Annotated in this window: 30 protein-coding genes and 1 pseudogene; 20 read left to right on the top strand and 11 right to left on the bottom strand. The window is 58.3% G+C overall.

Annotated elements, in window-relative coordinates; genetic code table 11:
* The first annotated feature begins 13 nt into the window (after positions 1 to 13).
* The 7 genes from JHD73_RS06210 to JHD73_RS29070 all read left to right on the top strand — a co-directional run bounded on the left by JHD73_RS06210 (position 14) and on the right by JHD73_RS29070 (position 3,931).
* Positions 14 to 427, top strand: a complete 414-nt coding sequence (locus tag JHD73_RS06210) for a hypothetical protein (RefSeq protein WP_199028856.1) — start codon at positions 14 to 16, stop codon at positions 425 to 427.
* An 11-nt stretch (positions 428 to 438) separates the two neighbouring features.
* Positions 439 to 753, top strand: coding sequence for a hypothetical protein (locus JHD73_RS06205; RefSeq protein WP_199028854.1), 315 nt, complete (start codon positions 439 to 441; stop codon positions 751 to 753).
* Between the two features lie 264 nt (positions 754 to 1,017).
* Positions 1,018 to 1,449: a hypothetical protein gene (locus tag JHD73_RS06200; protein WP_199028852.1), complete on the top strand. Its 432-nt coding sequence runs from the start codon at positions 1,018 to 1,020 to the stop codon at positions 1,447 to 1,449.
* A 152-nt stretch (positions 1,450 to 1,601) separates the two neighbouring features.
* Positions 1,602 to 1,874, top strand: coding sequence for a hypothetical protein (locus tag JHD73_RS06195; protein ID WP_199028850.1), 273 nt, complete (start codon positions 1,602 to 1,604; stop codon positions 1,872 to 1,874).
* Positions 1,875 to 1,914: 40 nt separating this feature from the next.
* On the top strand, positions 1,915 to 2,400 hold the full coding sequence (locus JHD73_RS06190; RefSeq protein WP_199028848.1) for a hypothetical protein: 486 nt from the start codon (positions 1,915 to 1,917) through the stop codon (positions 2,398 to 2,400).
* Between the two features lie 216 nt (positions 2,401 to 2,616).
* Entirely contained in the window at positions 2,617 to 2,913 is a 297-nt protein-coding gene (locus JHD73_RS06185) for a hypothetical protein (protein WP_199028846.1), read from the top strand.
* Between the two features lie 685 nt (positions 2,914 to 3,598).
* Positions 3,599 to 3,931 carry a hypothetical protein gene (locus tag JHD73_RS29070; RefSeq protein ID WP_233176805.1) on the top strand — a complete coding sequence of 111 codons (333 nt, stop codon included), beginning with the start codon at positions 3,599 to 3,601 and terminating at the stop codon, positions 3,929 to 3,931.
* Positions 3,932 to 4,035: 104 nt separating this feature from the next.
* Here the strand turns inward: JHD73_RS29070 and JHD73_RS29725 are convergent.
* From JHD73_RS29725 to JHD73_RS06135, 10 genes and pseudogenes are all read right to left on the bottom strand, one after another.
* Positions 4,036 to 4,290, bottom strand: a pseudogene (locus JHD73_RS29725) (ATP-grasp domain-containing protein); the annotation flags it as partial.
* A 162-nt stretch (positions 4,291 to 4,452) separates the two neighbouring features.
* The gene (locus tag JHD73_RS06175; protein WP_199028844.1) at positions 4,453 to 4,653 is read right to left on the bottom strand and encodes a hypothetical protein; all 201 of its coding nucleotides are present in this window, start codon (positions 4,651 to 4,653) and stop codon (positions 4,453 to 4,455) included.
* A 66-nt stretch (positions 4,654 to 4,719) separates the two neighbouring features.
* Positions 4,720 to 5,097 carry a hypothetical protein gene (locus JHD73_RS06170; protein ID WP_199028842.1) on the bottom strand — a complete coding sequence of 126 codons (378 nt, stop codon included), beginning with the start codon at positions 5,095 to 5,097 and terminating at the stop codon, positions 4,720 to 4,722.
* A gap of 53 nt (positions 5,098 to 5,150) precedes the next feature.
* On the bottom strand, positions 5,151 to 6,899 hold the full coding sequence (locus JHD73_RS06165) for an SNF2-related protein (RefSeq protein ID WP_199028840.1): 1,749 nt from the start codon (positions 6,897 to 6,899) through the stop codon (positions 5,151 to 5,153).
* On the bottom strand, positions 6,896 to 7,282 hold the full coding sequence (locus JHD73_RS06160) for a hypothetical protein (RefSeq protein WP_199028838.1): 387 nt from the start codon (positions 7,280 to 7,282) through the stop codon (positions 6,896 to 6,898). Before JHD73_RS06160 ends, JHD73_RS06165 begins: the two co-directional genes overlap by 4 nt.
* Before the next feature lie 95 nt (positions 7,283 to 7,377).
* On the bottom strand, positions 7,378 to 8,616 hold the full coding sequence (locus JHD73_RS06155; RefSeq protein ID WP_199028836.1) for a DNA methyltransferase: 1,239 nt from the start codon (positions 8,614 to 8,616) through the stop codon (positions 7,378 to 7,380).
* 30 nt (positions 8,617 to 8,646) lie between these two features.
* On the bottom strand, positions 8,647 to 8,865 hold the full coding sequence (locus JHD73_RS06150; protein ID WP_199028834.1) for a hypothetical protein: 219 nt from the start codon (positions 8,863 to 8,865) through the stop codon (positions 8,647 to 8,649).
* A 27-nt stretch (positions 8,866 to 8,892) separates the two neighbouring features.
* The gene (locus JHD73_RS06145) at positions 8,893 to 9,588 is read right to left on the bottom strand and encodes a hypothetical protein (protein ID WP_199028832.1); all 696 of its coding nucleotides are present in this window, start codon (positions 9,586 to 9,588) and stop codon (positions 8,893 to 8,895) included.
* A gap of 24 nt (positions 9,589 to 9,612) precedes the next feature.
* Positions 9,613 to 9,798, bottom strand: coding sequence for a hypothetical protein (locus tag JHD73_RS06140; RefSeq protein WP_199028830.1), 186 nt, complete (start codon positions 9,796 to 9,798; stop codon positions 9,613 to 9,615).
* 21 nt (positions 9,799 to 9,819) lie between these two features.
* Entirely contained in the window at positions 9,820 to 10,119 is a 300-nt protein-coding gene (locus tag JHD73_RS06135; protein WP_199028828.1) for a hypothetical protein, read from the bottom strand.
* A gap of 427 nt (positions 10,120 to 10,546) precedes the next feature.
* On the opposite strand from JHD73_RS06135, the gene JHD73_RS06130 reads away from it, so the two are divergent.
* The 13 genes from JHD73_RS06130 to JHD73_RS06070 all read left to right on the top strand — a co-directional run bounded on the left by JHD73_RS06130 (position 10,547) and on the right by JHD73_RS06070 (position 19,580).
* Positions 10,547 to 10,744 carry a hypothetical protein gene (locus tag JHD73_RS06130; RefSeq protein WP_199028826.1) on the top strand — a complete coding sequence of 66 codons (198 nt, stop codon included), beginning with the start codon at positions 10,547 to 10,549 and terminating at the stop codon, positions 10,742 to 10,744.
* Positions 10,741 to 11,454: an A24 family peptidase gene (locus tag JHD73_RS06125; RefSeq protein WP_199028824.1), complete on the top strand. Its 714-nt coding sequence runs from the start codon at positions 10,741 to 10,743 to the stop codon at positions 11,452 to 11,454. Before JHD73_RS06130 ends, JHD73_RS06125 begins: the two co-directional genes overlap by 4 nt.
* A gap of 16 nt (positions 11,455 to 11,470) precedes the next feature.
* The gene (locus tag JHD73_RS06120; RefSeq protein WP_199028822.1) at positions 11,471 to 11,815 is read left to right on the top strand and encodes a hypothetical protein; all 345 of its coding nucleotides are present in this window, start codon (positions 11,471 to 11,473) and stop codon (positions 11,813 to 11,815) included.
* 49 nt (positions 11,816 to 11,864) lie between these two features.
* Positions 11,865 to 12,335 carry a hypothetical protein gene (locus tag JHD73_RS06115; protein ID WP_199028820.1) on the top strand — a complete coding sequence of 157 codons (471 nt, stop codon included), beginning with the start codon at positions 11,865 to 11,867 and terminating at the stop codon, positions 12,333 to 12,335.
* Positions 12,336 to 12,341: 6 nt separating this feature from the next.
* Positions 12,342 to 12,917 carry a hypothetical protein gene (locus JHD73_RS06110; RefSeq protein ID WP_199028818.1) on the top strand — a complete coding sequence of 192 codons (576 nt, stop codon included), beginning with the start codon at positions 12,342 to 12,344 and terminating at the stop codon, positions 12,915 to 12,917.
* 308 nt (positions 12,918 to 13,225) lie between these two features.
* Positions 13,226 to 13,657, top strand: a complete 432-nt coding sequence (locus JHD73_RS06105) for a hypothetical protein (protein ID WP_199028816.1) — start codon at positions 13,226 to 13,228, stop codon at positions 13,655 to 13,657.
* A 53-nt stretch (positions 13,658 to 13,710) separates the two neighbouring features.
* Positions 13,711 to 14,535, top strand: a complete 825-nt coding sequence (locus JHD73_RS06100) for a hypothetical protein (protein ID WP_199028814.1) — start codon at positions 13,711 to 13,713, stop codon at positions 14,533 to 14,535.
* 68 nt (positions 14,536 to 14,603) lie between these two features.
* Complete coding sequence (locus JHD73_RS06095; RefSeq protein ID WP_199028812.1) at positions 14,604 to 15,308, top strand: hypothetical protein; 705 nt, start codon at positions 14,604 to 14,606, stop codon at positions 15,306 to 15,308.
* 99 nt (positions 15,309 to 15,407) lie between these two features.
* A complete protein-coding gene (locus JHD73_RS06090; RefSeq protein ID WP_199028810.1) occupies positions 15,408 to 15,779 on the top strand; it encodes a hypothetical protein in 372 nt (123 codons plus the stop codon).
* A 139-nt stretch (positions 15,780 to 15,918) separates the two neighbouring features.
* Positions 15,919 to 16,077 (top strand): hypothetical protein, encoded by a 159-nt coding sequence (locus JHD73_RS06085; RefSeq protein ID WP_199028808.1) that lies wholly within the window; start codon positions 15,919 to 15,921, stop codon positions 16,075 to 16,077.
* 763 nt (positions 16,078 to 16,840) lie between these two features.
* On the top strand, positions 16,841 to 17,371 hold the full coding sequence (locus JHD73_RS06080) for a toprim domain-containing protein (RefSeq protein ID WP_199028806.1): 531 nt from the start codon (positions 16,841 to 16,843) through the stop codon (positions 17,369 to 17,371).
* A gap of 944 nt (positions 17,372 to 18,315) precedes the next feature.
* Positions 18,316 to 18,813 carry a hypothetical protein gene (locus tag JHD73_RS06075; RefSeq protein ID WP_199028804.1) on the top strand — a complete coding sequence of 166 codons (498 nt, stop codon included), beginning with the start codon at positions 18,316 to 18,318 and terminating at the stop codon, positions 18,811 to 18,813.
* Positions 18,810 to 19,580, top strand: coding sequence for a hypothetical protein (locus JHD73_RS06070; protein ID WP_199028802.1), 771 nt, complete (start codon positions 18,810 to 18,812; stop codon positions 19,578 to 19,580). The genes JHD73_RS06075 and JHD73_RS06070 overlap by 4 nt, the downstream gene beginning before the upstream one ends.
* Positions 19,581 to 19,605: 25 nt before the next feature.
* Here JHD73_RS06070 and JHD73_RS29720 read toward each other — a convergent pair whose 3' ends face one another.
* Complete coding sequence (locus JHD73_RS29720; RefSeq protein ID WP_368735499.1) at positions 19,606 to 20,076, bottom strand: DUF5677 domain-containing protein; 471 nt, start codon at positions 20,074 to 20,076, stop codon at positions 19,606 to 19,608.
* Positions 20,077 to 20,105 lie beyond the last annotated feature (29 nt).

The raw sequence follows: 20,105 nt of genomic DNA, 5'->3' as shown, positions 1-20,105 counted from the left end.
GGCTCGGAACAAGATGATGGGTACTCCCAACCTGAATGAATTGGCTGCAAAGCCTGCGGGCGACGACCAGATCAAGCGCGCCCGCGAGATTTGCGGGGAATCCGAGGTACTACACGCCAAGCTGGACGCGTTCCTAAACGAGAACCCTACTCGCGGGAGTATGGTTGAGTTCATGAGCGAGTTGAAAGAGGGTGGCCTGAAAGCGGAGATGGAGGCCAACATTCTGCGCATCTGCGCGTCGGTCGGGATCGATCAGCCAACCGGTACAGACAGGCTTCTGGCGCTGCAAATTGGCCTTCTGCAAGAACAGAACGAGGCATTAGCGAACCTTGCACGGCGCACTGGCCAGATCGCACATCAAACGAAGGAATCGCCGTCGATCTTCGGCCCTGTCCTCGCGGCCGTGTTGATCGGCAAGGTGCTGTAACCATCGGAAAAATGATGGACGAACGAATCAAGAAGTGGTCAGCCTTGCGCCCGATGCAGATGCCCGAGTTGGTGCACTTTGGGAAGGCCAGCGGGGTCACGGTGGAGCGCTTCGGTGGCGGCTGGGTTTTGCAGTGCAAGGACGGCGTTCTGTCCGATGACAAGGGTTATGCGATCGTTTTCAAGGACCTTGAGCCGATTATCAAGGCCGTCGCGCGACATGGCATTTCAGAATGCACCGTCGAGTTTTCAGAGCTCCATCCCGACGACATGCAGCCCCTGGATTTCGAGGTCGTTCCAACTGTTGGGTACATCGGCAAAGCATAAGAAAAAGGACAGGGGTCTTGAATAGAGCAGCGGCCACTGTAGTCCCGCTGATAGTCGTCGTCTCAGGCGCTTCGTTTGCGTTCGGCAGACATATTCGGAAAGGCGATCAGGACATCATCTATCGTGACGGAATGACGTACGGCTGCTCAATGCTTGCGCGAAGTGAGGCAGACGCCAAGGCATGCACGAACATTACCTATTCGCCTCCCCAAAGTTATCGCGGTATGAGCGGGTTTTCGCGTTAGAACGGATCGAAAAAACATCATGAAACAACAACAACGAATGACTTGGCGTGTTGCCTTTGCCGCCTGTGCACTCACGCTGATTTCTTCGGCAGCAACCGCTGCTGAGCTAGTGCTGCTGACCGGCATTGCTCCAACCACGGCTGATGGAAGTGTGGTGCAACTGCGGAAGACTGGGCCAGATGGCTGCACATACCTCGGAGCGTTCCATGATACGACGCGTACCGCATCGTCGTGGATCGAAAAGGTTCTGTCTGGCGGCGATCAGCGTTTGTCGGACTGGTCGATCGAGCTGACGCGCATGCAATGCGATCGCATGCTGTCACCGATCCAAGCGATCGTGCCACTGAGCAAGACTCACACCTATCTGGATGTGGACGGCAAGATCCGCCCCGGTTACGCGCCAGGCGACAGCGTAGGCAACATGACGCCCCTTCAGCCCCAAGCGCGTTGAGTCCCACAAATCGGAAAATAGGGAAATCGTTTCGTGGACTTGATCTTTCAGACACCAATCGTCGGCTCTTTGGTCGACCCAGCTCAACGGGCGACAGCCTGCAAGGCATTGGTTGACTCAGTGAAACGCTAGGGGCCTAGGAGAATCGTCAAATGAACATCGAGATAGATGGTGGTGGTCGGGTCGCGTTCAACGCACCTCAGCAGCGTTGGGTGGACCCGAATGGTGGTGATGGGCGCGTGATTCAGATGGCTCGCTTTGGTGGGCAAGAGATGATGGCGATAACCGATGACGGCGGTGCATTCGATCTGCACTTCCTGCATTTCAAGACAGGTGGATTCCCTACTATTGAAGCTGCGAAGCAGGCAGCTCCAGAATTCGCCCGACGCGTCCTCGCTCGGCTGGCCGAAATGATCGCGGACTGAACAGAAAAACGCCGGCAGTGCTGGCAGGAGGGAACGAACGATGACAGATGAAGAAATGGACCGGCAGCATCTCGCTAGCCTGGGTGATGCGGATTGGTATCTGTCGCGCCACGATGCGGCAGTGGTTTGCCGGGCAATCGCGTTGTCGATGCCGCCACTCTCGTGGGAGGCCATTAAGGCGCGGGTCTGCTCGCTCATTTGTCGCCTCAGTCGGGATGGCGACCATTGGATGTGTCAGGGAAGCTTTGAAAGAGAGCGTCGGCCTATCTCTGTCGCCGCGGTCTCCTACCTGAAGGCAAACGCATCCAAGGACGTGCTCAACGAGTTGGAAGTCGCTTACGAAGTTTTTGTGAAACACTCAGACCAAAACAAACAGCCGTGGTTGGCGGTGAAAGAGCTTTACAGCTTGCTGGGTCGGGGCTTGTGCGCAGATCGCTTTCGAGCACGCATGGCAAGGCAAGCGAAGGAAGCAAGCGGCAACAAAGTGCTTGAGAGCGCCCAGCGTTCGGCCTTCAGTTCAGACTAATAGGAAAGACTCGGTGGCCGACCTGCACGCACCGCTGCATACATTCAATGGCCGGAAGTGCCGCGTGTTAGGACGCGAGTACACGAACGAGGCACCTTACGTTGTCATCCGGTTCATTGACGAAGGCGGGGAAGCGTTCGGTGACGAGTTGCGTGTGAAGCCTTGGGATGTGGAGCCGAAGCTCCCAATTTACTCACGCCGCTAGCAACAAGGAAAATGATGAACCTACACGAAGAAATGACAGCGTTGCTCAGAGCCGTGAATCGTGACGTGCGCCGGGGAGCGTGGGAGTTGCTGGCTTGCGCTCTCGCGCTGCTGTTGTTCGCTGGATATGGATACAGTCACATCATTCCGCTACTCGAATCGCTTACGAGCGCAAACCTGTCGTTGTTGCGTCACGGCTTCGTGTTGGCGTTCGGCCTCGGGATTGCATTGGTCATCTGGTGTGGTCTGATCTTGACCAGTCGCCATTTCGCGAGCGAGCAAAACAGTCGCGATTCGACTGGCAACTGATACCAAGGAAGAACAAGCCGGCGCGTGAGCGCTCCGCCACCGGCCGGCAGCCGAGTGAAGGAAATGCGATGGACAAGTCAACCTTGAGTTAGGGCTTTCCGGCGGGCAGAACAGCGACACCGGAACGGTGCTGCGTAAGCAAAGGGAAGAGAGCGATGTCAGATGAAGGTCGCAGAAACGGGGCGGCGTTGGAGTGGGTCAACCGCCAGCGGTTCTGGCCTGACTGTGGAGCCCCGTGCTGGCGTTCGCCCACTCGACCCAAGACCGAAGCACTACTTCGACATCAGCCGCATACCAGCCAGACGAGTGGATGGGATTGAACTCGATGACCTTGTAGCCGCCTGTAAGTTCCAGCACTAAATGAGATTGCACAGGGTTATTTGCGAATGTCCACCGCAATTTGCATGGCAAAACGCATGGCGCAGAAGATGATCCACAGCAAGATCAAGCACTTGCAGCAACAGGACGGCAATTTTGGCAACCCTGTGTTCGTCCCTGCACCGGAATGCACGGTTGCAAGCGGCGATTGCTTTCACGAGGGGCAGTGCCTTGCGCAATGCGGGCGACACGCGTTGCAAGCCGGCTGGAAGTGCTCGGTATGCGGCAAGGGAAACGCTCCCTTCCAAGCGCTGTGCGCGAACGAGAACTGCGGGCGAGAGCGCACAAACTAGACGAAGAGGCAACGATGGACGATGGGGAATACTGGGATCGCATCGAAGGCGAAGCAGCGCTTGCGGTCGAGCGGGGCATGACGGACCTCGCCTGCCCTCATGCTGCGGGCAGCGATGAGGCTAACCATTGGCTGTTCACATTCGAGAACGTCCGGGCCCGACCATATATCCAGAGTGGTGAGCGCGCGGCGCGTGATGGACAGCCCATCACCGCATGTCCGCAAGGGTTGGAACCGAAGTTGCGTGAAGCCTGGGAGCTAGGTTGGCGTATCGCCCACGACGGCCCGTTTTCGGGCTTTAAGGATCTCGAAATCTCATTTCGAGGGCGGGACTCTGTTCGCGAATAGCGATGGAAATTGCCCCGCCGTTTGCAAATAGCGTCGGAACCAACACCGCCATCTGCCCTGGCAATGTCAAGAGCCACGCAGGGGGCGGGCAGGTACCGGTCAGCAAGACTTTGCGCTGCCTGCCAGAGCTGCGGGTCCACATCGCGCTCAAGAGCGCGTTCGCCGTTCTCCCGATACTTGCTGATCTCGATCAGGCGGCCGCCGACAAACCAGCACCGCCATTCCGCATCGATTTTCCGCAGTGGACTCATCCAGCAGTCCAGTTCGTTCGATAGGTCCCGTTCAATTTCGATCTTTCTCCACCCTTCGGCGTCGACGACTGCCCCTGTGAAGGCTTTGTCCAGAGAGTCGGGGCGAATGTGAGCTGGACCTTCGTGGGCAAGGACTGAGGCAACGTCGCGCGCCTTGACTATGCGTCCTGTTCCGTTCAGGGCGTCAGGACCGAAAGACCTGGCCGAGGCCTGAGTGGCAAACCGCGCTTCGTCATGCTGAACGAAGCGCGCCAGGGAGCTGGTCTTGAGTTACCGAAGAAATTGGACGGATCCATAGGTCAACACGAAACGGAATCCAGTCCAATCAATGCCGCAGTCGTCAGGATCGAAGTTGGTGGTTGATGAGCGGTCGTATAGCGTGATGCCCGCGGCGCGGGCAAAGATCGCGACAGGCGCGGTCAGGCGCTCCACGTAGTTGTTCTGCACGAAGATGGCAACGCTTTCGGACATCGTGTGTGGAGGGAGCGCGCTCAATGCGTTCAGTGGAGCAGGGAAGACACTATCCGGCGAGGATGACTATTGGACCATAGTCGGCGTAACAGTCACCTCCAAACCGGGGACGAGGCTGTCGAATTTCGTGTCGGTAGCGAGCGTGCCGTCGGGCAGGACGGTCGGAGTAATGGACACGGTGATGCCGTTGGTTCCCATCCCTTTCTCGCATTCGTCCGCACCCAGGCAAGTCTTGACGCTATACCTGACGGTCTGCCCTTGGAGGGTGAGAGCGTAGCCGGTGCTGATGTGCTTGTCATCCTTGTCGACGTCGATGCGATAGGCGATTTGGCGGAGTTGAGTTGTCGGCGAAGACGCGGGTTGCTCGGACGCCGCCGCGGCAGTGTGGCCGGTGGCCATTGCTGCGGAAATGAATGCGAGTGCTAGGAAGGCTTTCTTCATCATGTTCTACCGGTATTGGTCCGACTGATTGTTGCAGCCTCTCGGCTGCTATAGGGTTAGATGGGTAGCAGCTGTTGTTCGGAGCGATCGGTTTGTGGCTCCATGATCTTGGAGCCACCATCTGCGGCGATATCTTCCTTGGCGCGGCGATTCACCTTGTCAAGGTAGTGTTGGACCAAGCGCTTGAGATGCGATGTGTCGTTGTCTGTTTGTTGGACACCAAGGTTTGGATCGACGACGTGATGAGCCTCGCTGGCCTTGATACCGAGTACGTCCATGATGGGCGGATCGCTTCCTTCTTCGCTGACGAGGAAGAAGGCAATCACCGGATTTTTCTGTCCTTCACGATCGATGCGCCACAGTAATTGCTGGTGGACTCCAGGGCTATAATCCAATTCTCCAATGACCAACACTGAGCAGCGCTCCTGCAGGCCGTCCAATCCAGCGCCAGATCTCAGAGAGATAATCATCACATCGGTATCGCCGTTTAGGAATCGCTCCTTCTCGCGTTCCTTTTGCGTGGGCGATTCTGAACCGGTATACATGGCCGGGCGCAGGTCCCCCAACTCCTGCTGCCAAATACTGTAGACCTCGCGATGCCAACCTGCCAACAGAACGGGCTCGCCAGCTTCGACCATGAGTCGCACAAACTGCGCGACCGATTTCGCTTTGGAGACCCCGGTCGCTTGGCGGACCATCATGTCGAGCTCGCGCACTGCGGCGCCACGTTCGACAAATGAGCCTGTCGTCGCGCGAATGGCCAGCTTCTTTGCGAGCTCCTCAATGCTCTGCACGGCCTTAGCGTCAAAATCGACGTGCTCAACGATGCGCGACACCTTCGGAAGCTCCAGGCCAACATCAGCCTTGAGGCGCCGCAGAAACACGTGTTGTTCACGCAGGAACGTACCGAGTGCCTCGGGGTCATTGATCCTGCCGTCATCGTCGAGCCATTCGCGCTCGAAATCTTCCCGGGTCCCGAGGACATCGGCATCGATAAAGCTCAGGATTTGCCAGATCTCCCGGCCATAGCCGTACACGGGAGTCGCGGACAGTCCTAGGTGATATTCGGTGTGGTTCGAGAGCACGCGCGCGGCGGCGCCCTTAGCCGTCTGATCGCCGGTGCGAAGACTCTGCGGCTCGTCGTAAACGACGGCCTTGAAGAACCCTTCGTTGAAGAAATCGATCCATCCGCCGATCTGGCTGATCCGGAAAATATAGACGTCCGCGGGCGGTAGATTGTAGGGCGATGCCTTTTTAATGACATGGACCCGCAACGTCGTGAACGTGGTCAGTTTGTCACGCCACTGCTTCTGCATGTGCGGATCACAAACGACTGCGGCGGGGAGTGCGCCAGGTGTCGAAGCAAGGAACGCTCCGGCGACGTAAGTCTTCCCGAGTCCGCCCTCATCGCCTAGCAGTAAGCTCTTTCGCATCTGCACGAGCGTTACTGCTTGCGATTGGTACAGGCGAATCTTCTGGCCATCTCGCAAGCCCAGCATGGGCGGCGGCGAGTAGTCTGGCAACAGGATTCTTTCGAGCTCGGCCTGCTCGTGCTCAAACGCCAGGCGGCCGCCGCGTAGTGCCTGCCTGTCGCCCTCGCTCATGAAGAGCGGATAGCGTGAGATGAACCAATCGAGATCCGCAGCGTGAGCCAAGTCGCGCGGGAAGTAGTAGGGCCCTGTGGAATTTTTCGGGACGCGCGGGAAAAGGTGCTTGAGCCGGATGGCGACATGCGGCTCGATCTTGGACATCTCCCACTTTGTCCCGCCGTCGACGAGCTGCAGACAGCCGTAGGTACGCGTCATAGCCAACCTCGGCTGAGCGATGCCGAATAGAGCGGCTTGCCGTTCAGTTCCGGCGGCAGCCCCATCGACATATTCGAGGCCAGGATGATGGCCGTCACCTCGGCGTGCTCGGCGTAGCGGGAGATCTGGCGGAACACCTCCATCTTGCTGGATTTGTTGCGCATTTTGCATTCGATGACCACGCCGCCGGACACCAAGAAATCGGGGATGTCCTGAGAAGACAGGCGCTTCTCGCGAGCAAAGTCGAATCCGGCACCCCGTAACGCTTGCTCTACACCAGCTTGGAGGTGCTTTTCAGTCGACAGGTCAAAGCGGCACCGTTGCAGCAACTGAACGATCTCCACCGCGATTGTGTTGTGCTCAACAACGGCAAGTGCTTCCATCGGTTTGCTCCTGGTGCACGAGATCATCAAATGCGCAGCGAGATGCCTAAAGTTGTGGATTTTTTTGACAAATAACGCCGGACCGCCGCCCGCATTCACGCGGCATCAAGCGCTAGGTCGAATCCTTCAAACTGGCGAAATCGTTCTGCGGCGCCCCGGACGTAGTCGTACACAACGTCCGTCGCTGCCCAGCGTCGTCCCTCAAGCTCGCTGGCCAGAGCCGTCGTCATCGATCCCGCGCACGGGTCGACCACCAGCTGATCGACGTCCGTCATGAACCGGATGAGCTTGCGTGCCAGTGCGAGTGGCATCGGCGCGCCGTGAGGTTGTAGGCCGATCTCGCGTGCACGCTTCTTGTAGGCACGTTGGCTTGCGCAATTGTTTGGGACGTGGAGCACGTTGCGAGGGATGCGCCCAGCGGTGGGGTTCCCATAGGATCCTGGGCGTAGGCGATACACTCCGTCACCATTGACAGCGACATGCTTGACGCCGCCCTGGTCGATCAGCTTCTGGTGCTGCTCGGTATGCGGTTCCAGGACGCGTTGGTTGTTGGCGATGCACCGGACCGGGTCGTTGCACAGCCACAGAATCGGCTCGTAGGCCGTGTTGAATTGCATCCGCTGCAGGCTGGCCCACTGGATCGGACCCGGCGCCTTGTTGGACTCCCAAATCAGGGTGTCCATCTTGTAGAGGCCGAAGCGCTCGCAGAGTGCGATGGTCAGCTTTTCGAAGTAGAGCGAGCGCGCAGGGGATTTAGGCAAGTGCACGTCGTTGCTCAGCGAGAGCAGGATGTTGCCGCCTGGCACCAGCTTGTTCGCGATGGGCTCCACCACACGCGAGATGAAGTCGATGAAATCCTCGACGGGGGGATTGCCGTATGCGCGTGGCTTCTGCAGCGGGTACGGCGTCGAGGTCAGCGCGAGAAAAATGGGCTCGTCCCATTTTGAGAAAACGTGATGGCAGTTGCCCCAGATCGCGAGGCCAAGATCCGTGCTGAAGGCGATGGCGGCGATGTTGTCCTTCACCGTTCGCATCTTTTTCTTTCCCGCTTCCGTCAGCTCCCATACCGCGCGCTCACCTTCGACGCGCTCGATCAAGCCAAGGCTGCGAAGCGTTTGCTGATGCCAGCGGATGGCACGCTTCAGGAGGCTGCGTTGATCGCCGGCACGGCCGACTGGAGCGGTCTCGTTCAAGAGCTTGGGATCCACGCCGGCACGGCCGACTGCCATGCGATAGAGCTCAGCATTGGTCAGGCGCCCGGACTGTGGTTGGGCATACGCCCCAGCCACATGTTCGAAGAGATCAATCTGACGGGCAGCGGTTGATTTGGTCATGAGTGCGGTTGGTGGTTTGACGCTTGGTGCTCAGGCCACGCCTTGGCAGCGCCGGATGGCTTGCCGGCGCTCCGCATCGACCTTGCATTCATGGCAGCAGTACGACGACCCTTCGGCAGGTGGTTCGCCACATTCGTTGAGGCACTGGTCAACCCGCTGATGGGATTTCGGATTTACGCGAGCGGCGGCGATCGCCTGCTCCAGCGTGCGCTGGGCGTAGTCGTTTGCAATATCGATTTCGTCGGGCATGGTCAGCTCCTCTCGATCAGGTTGGTGTTACCAACGGGCAGACTCTTCAGTTTCTCGGCTGCTGGTGTTCGTCGCGTTTCCGCCACCGAACAAGCCAGAACCCTTGCGCAGCGTCGGCCAGCGCAAAGGTGCTTCTGCAGCGCGCAGGAGTGCGATGAGCATCAGCAATGGGGCGAGCGACAGCGTGACGATCCAGCCAGCGGCCAGGTGCGCGCCGACGAGTCCAGCGTCGCGCGCGGTGGCCAGCAACATTAGTGCTCGGTTGGACACCGGGATGCGATCACAGGGGATATCGGCAGCTGCAGCCAGTGGTGAGGCGGCTCCGGACCCCACGGACTTCCAAAGGACGTCGCGATCGCGCAACTTGGTAGCAGCGTCGGCCATCTCGCCTTCTCGGAGCTTTGCAGGATCAGCCTTGCATACGGTCGCCAGTGCGCTGCCGAGCGCGTAGTTCTGCGTGATGGAGCCCATCATGGACGGCCAGAGAGCGGCTTGGACGGCTGAATTGAGGACGATGAGCGAGAGACCCATGCAACCCATGAGGATGGCCGCGCCACCCCAGAGGTTCATGCGGCGCTTGTAGGCGGCGTCTCGTCGTACGAGGGAGAAACGCGCGATGAGATACAGCAGAGGAAGCCCGATAGCAGTAGCGAGGAGGCCTGCGTAGCTTTGCCAGCCGTGAAAGAGATCAAGGCGGGCAAGCGCAAGGAAGAATTCGTGCATGGATGGTCCTGGAGGGATTGCTGGCTACCGGCTGCCGGCTACGGCGCCGTCGTCGAGAAACAGTGTTTTGCCGAGCACCGCATCATCGATGCGGCAGTAGGGAAGGAAGGCGCAGCGATAGGTGGCAATCAGCGACGCCACAAAGAGCCAGCGGGTAGCAAAGCGTGGATGCGATTGGCCTGGTGCCGTGTAGATGAGGTAACGGTGCATCCCACCCTCCTGCAATTCTTGCTACGTTGTCGAGCGAGCGAGTATTTGCTCGACGGCTCGTTTGACGTGCTCACCGGCGAGGATCTGAGCTCTCCGGCGTGCATGCTGCTGCCTCGTAATGAGCGTCAACAAAGCAATGATGGCCAAGAGCGTTACACCCATCGGGGTAGTGAACGAAGAGACGTTTTGCAGCGCACCCAAAGTCATCACGATGGCAACGAGTACGCTTGCGAATGCAGCGAGTGCTAGTGCAATGGTGCCCCCCAACTGGATCTGCTCCAGGTTCCCGTTGCCGATGTCAAAGTTCTTGGTGCCGGTCATACGCACTCCACTCTGTTGATCATGTTGTTGATGTCGAACAGCGCTTCAGGTTTAGCGTGACGTTTCTTGGGTTACCAAGCCTGCTTGTGGCTGACGGCGGCTGAATATCCGCCAACCCTCGTAACTGCCAAAGCCGCCCAGCGCGCCAAAGCAGAAGGCGATGACGAGGTTCTGCACCCAGTGTTCAGGGACTTGGCTGCTGCCCCACATCCCCCAGAGCACGTACAGGTGCACGAAGGGGAAGCACGCGAAAGGCGCCGCCACTACAAACAAGATCGCTCCCAGCACCCGACGCAGCATCCCCCAGCCCTCACAATTCGGAAAAATTCTCAAACCACAACGGCGAATTCTGCTCGCTTTGTGGCGTTGTGTGTGCTGTATAATACGAAAACATATTTTTTTTTGCAACATACCCGAGGGGGTTGTCGTGCAAACACCATCCATCCAGTCCTATACGGGACTCAGAGAACGGGACACCGGGCGCGAGTTTGTGGTTACCGATGTCTCGCATGGCTTCGTCTTTTATCGCGCTCGGGTGGGGAAGATCGTGGGCGAGATCATGTGTGCCTATGTCGACGAAGTCTTCGAGGTGGTCGCAGCGAAATCGAATGGTGCCGACGCATGACTGGCCTGCTCCTTGAGGTCAGTTGTCTGGCACTGGGGTTGGGTGCGGGCGCCGTGGCGCCGTTGGCTGCACGCCATATCCTGCATGCGCTGGCGGTGTCTTACGGCCTTGAGCCTTCGGCACTGTGGCTCCGTCCGGACATAGCGAGAGATTGGGTGCCAAGCGTTCTATGTGCGATCGCCTGTGGGGCGTTGGCGCTCGTTCTGCTGCAGAGGCTCGGCACCAGCCCGTTGATCGGCTTCGTTGCCGCTGCCTGCTATGTGCTGCTGATCCTGTCGCTCATCGATTTGCACGCGAGGCTGTTGCCGGATTTCCTCACCGTTCCCATGTTGGTTGCCGGGCTCGTCATCAATTCAACGGATGCCCTGGTGACGCTCCCAAGTGCCTTGCTCGGTGCAGCTCTCGGATACGCCGCGCTATGGGCGGCGCGCCAACTCTCCATGCGGACGTGGCGGCGAGCCGAAGGTATCGGTCTCGGCGATGCAAAGCTGCTTGCAGCACTGGGAGCGTGGCTAGGCTGGGGCCCTGTTCTCGAAATCCTGATCGCCGCATCGATCGCTGCATGTGTCGTCGGTGCCGTTCAAACACGGTTGCGGGCGACCGCAGCAGGTCAGATTCTCGCTTTCGGGCCATTTATCTCTGCGGCGGGGATGGTTGCCCTCCTGACCTGGCCATTCTCTCCGGCCGAAGTATTGGCCACCCTTATCTAACTAAACGGAGTCTCCGATGCTCACCGAAATGCTGCCATCGCTCGCGGTCGTCCTTCTCATCTTCTACACCGTCTTTGCTCGGTATACCCAGGGCAAGTACGCGATGAGCGGTTGGGAGTCATTCAAATGGTTCGGGCTTGCAGTTTTGGTGTTCTTTGTTGTGCTCGGTATCGCTGGCGAAATCCGCAGTCGGATTGACGCCACAAAAATGAAGAGGGAACGCAAGGCGTACCTCGCGCGCCAAGCGATGATGGAATCGAGGCATCCGGGCACGCGCGCAACGCTGTTGTCCTCTGGGCTCTGGCTGCTGACCGACATCGCTACAGGAAAGACCGTCGGCGAGGTCGCCGATAACGTCTAAGTGGCGTAGCCGCTATTCCTTCAACGGAAGTCACTAACCGGACCGATCTATGGAAAACAACGTGCAGCAACGATCCGCCGACCTCTCACGCGCAGGTGCGCTGATGGGACAGCCTTCGCCAGATCACGACCTGAGCGAAGCGGAAATTGCCGAATTCGAGGCCGATGGTCGGAGGCGATACCGCATCACCCATTACTACGACATCGGCGATCAGGACGTGTATGTGGAGCACCCGACCGGAGAAATCGATGGCCGGCGGGTCGCGCTCTATTGCTGGTTCAAGGCCACGGATTGGTTCGGTGACGCAGCCATGGTTTCGAACCTGGGGGTCGCGTCGTTGATGGTGGCCTTCTACGGGTTTCAGCATTGCGCCCGTGCTTACAACAGTACGCCGGTGGATCTATATGCCGATACTGAAAGGTGCTCCGGCGAGGAATACAGGACGCTCATGCAGGACGGAGCCTTCTATCGTGAGGGCTTGCGCGAAGCGATGGCACCTCACGTAATCCTCGGAGCGTGATTCGCCATGGCTAAGTGCACGGTATCTGAACAATGCGGTTGCCGAATCATCACCGGGCAACTACCCATTTCCGCTATGGACCTCCTGTCGCGAGGATTCAGCAAGAAGGCCGTCCTCGACCACGATCTCGCCCGCATGCTTGGTGCGTCATTCGTGGTTGGCGAACCGGAAGCACTCGCACGTTTGAGAGAAGACCCGCATGTCCTAGCGTCAGCGCGGGCGCGGTTCAATGGTGAGGACTACTCGAACCTGTCTCCTGCAGCACGCGAATGGCTTGCGACTGGGGATAGGGGCGCGAGCAGCGATGCCATGTTTGCTCGGTTCACCGGCATTGGGACGAGAACAACGGCTTGTCCTGTCGATCCATCGGATTTTCGGCGCTGCCGCCTGCTGATCGAGCGGGTCCCGGAATTCGCATCGCTGCTGCCGGCAATGCGGGACGTCTCCGGCGAATGGGCGGTTCTCGTTGATCGCTGGGAAGAGCTTTGCGCGCTGATGGACAGTGAAACGCCAGAGTGGAGAGCGGGGCGCGGCGACGCGCACAAGACATACGCGGCGCTGAAGGCTATTCGACAATCCTGAAACCATTTCGCCAAGAGCTTTGGGTCTTCATCCCGTCAGCGAAGCTGCGGCACAGGTTGCGCAAATCATGGTGCCGGAAATCGCAAGCATTTCTTCTGATTGAAGCACCGTCAATACAAACTGAGACACGTTAGAGGGACAGGTATGTCGACTCTCGCAAATCAAGTCAAGAAGCTCATCAAGGGCGCCTCGATGCATCCCTCCACCGACTTTTTTTAAGTGCGGAACGCGCACTCGATTCTTGTGGTCACCCTGCATACGATTGCCCAGGCTGTCCAGAACGCAGCCAATTTTGCACAGAAGAATCAATGGAAGAATTGAGCCTGGGAGCGCGTGCGGAACTCGCAAATGAGCGATACCGTAAGGCTGAAGAGGGCTTGATCGGCTTCGCCCTATTCCATTTACCTGACCGGATGCGCAAGCGGTACTGCGCTGAAGGCGGGATGGACGCATTCGTGCATTACGCAGTCTTTGGCAACACCCCATACGAAGACGACAAAAAAGAATGCTTTGGGGACGTGTCGGCACGCTCACATCGTTTTCTGATTGCGATACCCCGGTTTCGTCGCCTGTTTGAGGTATGGGCGATCGCCGCGGATGAATCCATCGATGTGGGTCTCCTCCTCGATGAAGCGGAAGAGGAGTACAAGCGCTCGATTGCAGAAACATACGACCAAATTGAGTGTGAAATGTGGGCTGACATCTACGACGAATGTCGTGACCTTGGCCTAGTCGACTAAACATCGCTTCAAGCAACGAGCGATAGGCAACAACCAATTTTTTGGGAAACTCTATGAAACTTCATCTTGGCAACAAAACGAGCTCGATTCCTTTCGCAAAAGCGGTCGATCTTGACGGGCCATCAGTCGTACAGAACGTCGGCGCACTCGGCTCGGGGCGGAACCAGTTCCTTGTCGAAATCGCCCGCCAGGCAATTCAAGGTGGCGCTGGTTTGATCTATGTTGGCTGGCATAGCGAGCCGGGGATATGGGCATCGATTTACACAGCCGCCGAGGCTAGCAATCGTCAGGCTGAATGCTTCGCGGATGTAGCGGGAAATAAGGAGTTGGCGCCCGTTTCCATGGATGCCATTGTCAACTCGGGTGCGATCCTTTGGTGTGGTCCGAGCGCGCTGGAGGTCTCTGCGCTTGAGGCAGATGTCTGGAGCACGGAAGCCATTCTGGATCTGAGTCGCGCCATCACTGCGCGCCAAGATCGAACGCGCTCAATCGTGTTGATCCTTGACGGACTGATTGGCGGCTTGCAAGGGCTGCCCGCAATGTTGAAACCGCTCGTCGAGAACGTGGTCGACCTGAACTTAACACTCGTTGTGAGCGATCGCGATGAGTTTGCTCACTTGCACGACGATCAAGTGGCGGCACACGCAACGTGCCGTGTATTCATGTACTCAATTAGCGAACCTGGAAACGCGACATTTCATCGCTTGCTGGGCGACACCCACGACCTACGCGCCCTGCAGGCGGGTGAGGCCATCGTGGCACGCGGGCCCACTGCTTCCCAATCCGTCGAGCGCGTGCGGCTGTCATGGCCGGGGCATTCTGCGACTCACACCATCATGAGGCCCGCAAACTCGCTGCGCCCCTTGGCGTCCTCATAAAGAAATCCCCGGCGGCGACTACGACGTCTGGCTGCACTTATCGACGAAGGCATTTCACGAAAACCATCATGCGCTTTACAACGGAAGCAACAACAATCGGTGGCGTTGAACAGGCGCCGAAGACGGATCCGCGTGTGGCAGCGGATTTTGTTCGTCAGCACGTCAACGCGGGATGGAGCGAAGACGGAGCAAAATCCAGGTACGAGTTGTGGGCCGCCGATCTGATCGAGATGAATCCCGAAATGAATCTGGCGACCGTGAATCGCTTTGCATGGTTGCTAGAACCCGAAGATCGCCTGGAGGCTACCCAGGCCGCCTGCTCACAGCGAGTGGGCGAACACCGATTCACGGCGGGGAGGCTCTACCCCATTTCTTCCGTTGCCCCCCATCAATGCCCTGCCGCAGTCGTTGTCTTGGACGACTCTGGCAGGGAAGCGACGATCGGCCCGGACTCGCTCTTGTGGTTCAAACGTGTCACCGGTGACGAATTCAAAGCGTATTGCACCGAAGTCGAGCGTCAGCTTCGCATTCAGCGCGGAGCCGGCACAATCGACTTTCGTTTCGCTGGCGGGGGTGAGAAGCCCGGCGAGTATCGACGTCATTGGTATCAAACGGAAAGTGGTGAGAGCTTCTTCATTCAAACCGTTCGCGACGTGTCGCAGACATGGACGTTCAGCGTGGCGCTAGGCGGGCCCAATGAGGTAGTGGCATGCCCAACGCCTGAAGCTGCCCTTTCGGTTCTGCTGACGAAGTACTGGCCGGTCGCCGCATGACGACGCTGCTTGGCGATGAATGGGATGGGGTTGATGACTGGCTTGACATGGTGCACATGTGCACCTATCATGCCTTCAACAACGCTCTGTGTTCTTGGAATGAATCTCGACCCTCGCATCGGTCTGCTGAGTAGCGGCAAGTTCTACACCTTCCCCAACGGCCCCCACAAGCCCGAGTTTATCGGCACATTGGAAGAAGTTGAGGCACGCCTTGGCTTGCCGGAGTCGTGCGCGGAAGAGGCGCAGCCGGTGAAATTGAGATCGCTGCGCGACTTCGAGGTGACGGTAAAGCCGAAGGTCGTCGCCCATTCGGGTGGAGGCTGGAGCGGCGCCTCACAAACCTTCGGTGAATACACGGTTCGAGTTTCTGCCCGCACGCACTCAGACGCCATTACAAAGGTCCGTCAAGAGCGCAATGAGCAGGAAGGGCGCCATGGCATCAAGGCGAACTTTCGCGCAAAGCGCATCTAAGATGGACAACAAAGCGCAAGAATTGTCACCAGCAGCCCGGGCCTTTTACGCCCGTCACGAAGCAAGGATGGGCCGGTTCGGACCGCCGACGTTTGAACAGTGGCGCGATGCGCAAGGTGAGCGAATGAAAGGTGAAACCATGGATCGGAAACCGTTTGACCAGATGTCCGAGGACGAGCAGAACGCAATCATGGACGAGTGGATCCGCGAGGCGAACAGCAAGCCTTTCAGCGTAGTGATGCCGGCCGAAACCCTGCGTGAAGGCTACTACCACACAGGGCCGGACCCGATCGCCTAGCGGCGGGTGGATGGTCGGAAAGAATCTTTGACATGCGGACTGCTGCTTTCGGGGTGCGCAGATGGGAAACATCTCGCGTACCTGTGGATAGTGGCGACGAGAGTTGCGGCACCGGGTTCAATTCCCGGGCACCAGTTGGGTGGTGCGACTTGGGCTCTGGCTCCCGTTCGAATCGGGCGAAGCAGCAGTCCGCATGTCAATGAAGGCCGAGACACCTAAGAGAGTGGAACGTGAAGCAAGAGGACATCGTTGTGGGGCAATGCTACGAGAATGCAGCGCTCCCCAACTACTTCCGGCGGGTGGAGCACATCGAGGAGTCCATCACCAGACCAGGCGGAAAAGTCGTCGTTTGGAACACCGATGGCTTTGAGGTGCAAGACCGGACCCTACGCACACGTGGCCGGTGTGGAATCAGAACCTTCGCAGACTGGGCGACCGGTCAGGTGGGTCCTGTAGACAGCACGCCGAGGCTCCAGTCTCATGAGGGGATGTGGCGCTGCCGCGGGCGTTGCGGCGAGGTTCTGCCGGCGACCACGGAATTCTTCCATCGGGACAAGAATGGGCCGAAGGGCCTGAGAAGCGTGTGCAAGGCCTGCTACAGTGAGCTTCCGTCCATTGTGTCGCGGACAAAGACGCGAGCTCTACGGGCGGTCTCTGGCGATTCCGTGACCGTAGATGCCGTCGACGCAATGGATGTGCTGTTCTCGCTCGGGAGAAGATAAACCGCGTGACACGCGAGGCAAGGGATATACGGGACAGCATCATGGAAGCAATGAACGCACATCTGGCAGAGCGATGGCTCAACCCTTCACGGTATCGCGGCGTATTCGTGGCCGAAGACAGTGCAACATTCGCCCTGTGGAATTTCTCAGGGCAGATGGTCGGCTACCAGACTTATCGGCCAGATCGTCCGAAGAATCACGATGGCGATCCTCGCGAAGGGCGGTATTTCACGTTCGTTTCCCGCTACGGTGGACGAACACCGGAGCTGGCGGTGTGGGGGCTGGAAACGGTCGATCCAGGCCGCCCACTGTTCCTTTGTGAGGGCGTTTTTGATGCATGCAGACTGCATGCCCTAGGGCTATCTTGCGTGGCCACGCTGGGGAGTGACCCGAAGCCACTCCGGCAATGGCTGAACTGCTTGCCCCAGCTTAAAGTCGCCGTCTGCGATGGAGATGCCGCAGGTAGGAAGTTGGCGAAGTTCGCGGACGAGGCTGTGTTTTTGCCCGACGGGAAGGATGCCGGGGACCTTTCTGAAAACGAACTGAGGGATGCACTGCGGTCATACTTGTGACGAAGCATTTGGGCGCGATTCTTCTAGAGTCTGCGCCTGTAACAGCAAGGAAGAGAGCATGTTTCAGAAATTGCGTGAGTGGGTTGCGCAACGATGTGGTAGCCAAGCTCCTCACGACGTGGGCGCGAATGTGCGAAGTGTAGAAGAGGTAAGCGCATCGAATCGGGACACAACGTCGGCAAGTGATCGACACGACAAGCAGCCATCAATTCCCCACGGCTACGTTAGCTACTTCATTTCGTACGCATACGGGGCGGGGGGATTTGGCAACTGCGAGATCGCGCGTGGTCGCGCCATCCGATCTATCAACGACCTGCTTGCTATCAGCCGGCACATCGAAACCACACAGCAAGTCCAGTCGGTGGTCATATTGAATTGGCGCCAATTCGAGGCCGAGGCACACGGTGGGGCGAAGGTACCGATACCCGAAGGGGCGCCGGAGAATGTAGTGCTGCGACTGGTTGCGTAACGGAACGCAGCGGGAAAACGCCGGGCGTGCCGGCTCAAGGAAGATCATGATGATGAAGTTTGTTTTGGGCGCTTGCGTTGCAGTGCTGCTGACTGCAGGACTCTCGGGCTGTGTGCCGGTTCGGTGTGGTGGCAGCAACATGATGATTTGCTACTGACGGCCGTATGTTTGGGGTAAACACAATGATTCTTGAAAAGACCAAAGACCTCGGAGACGAAACGCGCTTGGCTAGACACATTGCAATCGGAGTCGCCGTGCTGACCATCGTAGGCGTCGCGTTGCTTGCCTACTGTCAAGGCGTTCATTGGAGGCTGTTCGGTGCTGTGTCAGCTGGAATTGGAATCGGGGTGTTGGCAGCTTCGAAGCTAGCGCTGTGGAAGGCGTGAGGGCATGATGCCGGGGATCTTTGTGAAAACGATCTGAGGGCCGCACTGAGGCCATACTTGTGACGAAGAAAAATATGGAGGGTAGCAACATGAAGATCACCAGGACGCGTCTCGCCGTAGTGCTTGTCGCGGTGATGCTCGCGGCGGGCGCAGCGGTGTTCCTCTACAACCAACCCATGATTGGTCGCCCCTGTACTCCTGACGCAGGCGTGGACAAGGCAATCGACGGTACGCCGTTGGTGTGCCTGGCGGGCACGTGGCGTGATGCCGTCGATGAAGATTGGCACTTGCACGGCAGCTCCAAGTTCAGCACATTGGTTGAGCGCGTAGCTCCGAAAGGCTGGACGGTCGATTGGCGCGCCAATGCGAACCCGACCGTGGACACCGAGGCGTTATGGAGGGCGAAATTCATGTGGCGGGAAGGGTATCCCGACCCGGTCACCAGAGCGTTGGTAGAGGGAGCACAGTATGGTGTCACGCCATACCTTGTCGCCTGTTATGACGACACAAAGCATGTGGTTGTGATCGACCACAATAAAACAGCCAACTGCAAAAGCTATCAAGAAGCCACGGCGAGGCATTCGTGATTGAAAGGGGCGAGCAATGCGGAGACACGTTCGACGCTACCTTCGACACATACCATTGGCGTGAGCACTCTTCCGATATTCAGGCCATTCTCTATCGCCCGCGAATCCGCGCGTTTATGCGTGACGTGGTGGATCCGGCCCTCACAGCGCTGGATGCCGATATTGCTCGTTGGTCCGACAACCAGGAGGGCGGCTGGATGTTTGCAAGAGCGGACGCCGAGGCGTTGTTGCATGCCACCGTCCAGGCGTTTTGCTTGTCGATTCAGTCTCTTTGGGAGCGCCAGCTGCGCAATTGGTTGTGCGCGTGTATTGCCGTTGGTCCGCGCAGAAGCCAGCAGCTCAGCACAGCTCGGCATGATGGCCTCATTGGCCTAAGCGCCTTACTCGCGGAGCTGAGGGGTATTCCTCTCTCTGCATTCCCCAGCTGGGGTGATCTGGATCTGCTCCAGCGGGTAGGGAATGCCTGCCGGCACGGAGACGGGCGGTCAGCCGCCGAACTCTTTCGTAGCAACCCGGAGCTATGGCCAACCTGGTCGTCAGCCCCCGATCGATGGTTCGCTCAGGGCTCACCAACAGCCCCCCCATCCCCGCCTTCGTTTGAGCAGGCAGTTCTCCCACGCGAACTGCTCGTGCAGTTTGCAAACGGGATTGTCGGCTTTTGGGAGGACGTCGAGTATCTTCGTCTCAAGGGGATTAAGCGCAAAGACGAGCGCATCTTGCAAGCCATGGCAGAGCTGCGCGCTGCTCGGGTCGTTCGCTGCAGCTGAATAGCATGCATGGCTCAATCGGGAGTCAGGAGTCAGTCTGATCCGATCCCATGACCGGAGAATCGGGGGCACTCGGCGATAACGCGTGATGACGTGCGTTGTGCGCTGCTATGGTGTCTCGCATATCCAGGTGAGTGAATACCTCTCCGAGTGTGTCCATGGCCGCGAGGATGGCAAAGATGCTCGCCGACAAGATGGATTCCAAACCTTCCCTTTGCGGGCGGAAAGTGAGCGTCTTGATCTGCCCTGCGCTCCCTCTACCAATATGCCGCTCCAAGGATGTCAGCGTTGGGTGAGCGGCTTCCCCCGACAGTCGTCTGTAGGCGAACTCGTAAAGCGGTGACATTCCAGTTTTCTCGGCAAGCTGTCGTAGCTTGATGTCGCCCCGGTGATGTCCCGTAAGCGTCCGGCGATACCACCTTGCCAGTCGAACTGCGTTGTGAGTGAGAGTATCTTCAGCGCGCCAGGCGCCAATTGTGAGGAAGCAGCTCGTCAATGCGGCTGTTCAGGTGGGTTGGCAGTCGG

The sequence above is a fragment of the Ralstonia sp. ASV6 genome (assembly GCF_016429285.1).
GTDB classification, from domain to species: Bacteria; Pseudomonadota; Gammaproteobacteria; order Burkholderiales; family Burkholderiaceae; genus Ralstonia; species Ralstonia flaminis.
The sequence above is the reverse complement of the archived record's forward strand: the minus strand, read 5'-3'. Positions and strand labels throughout refer to the sequence as shown.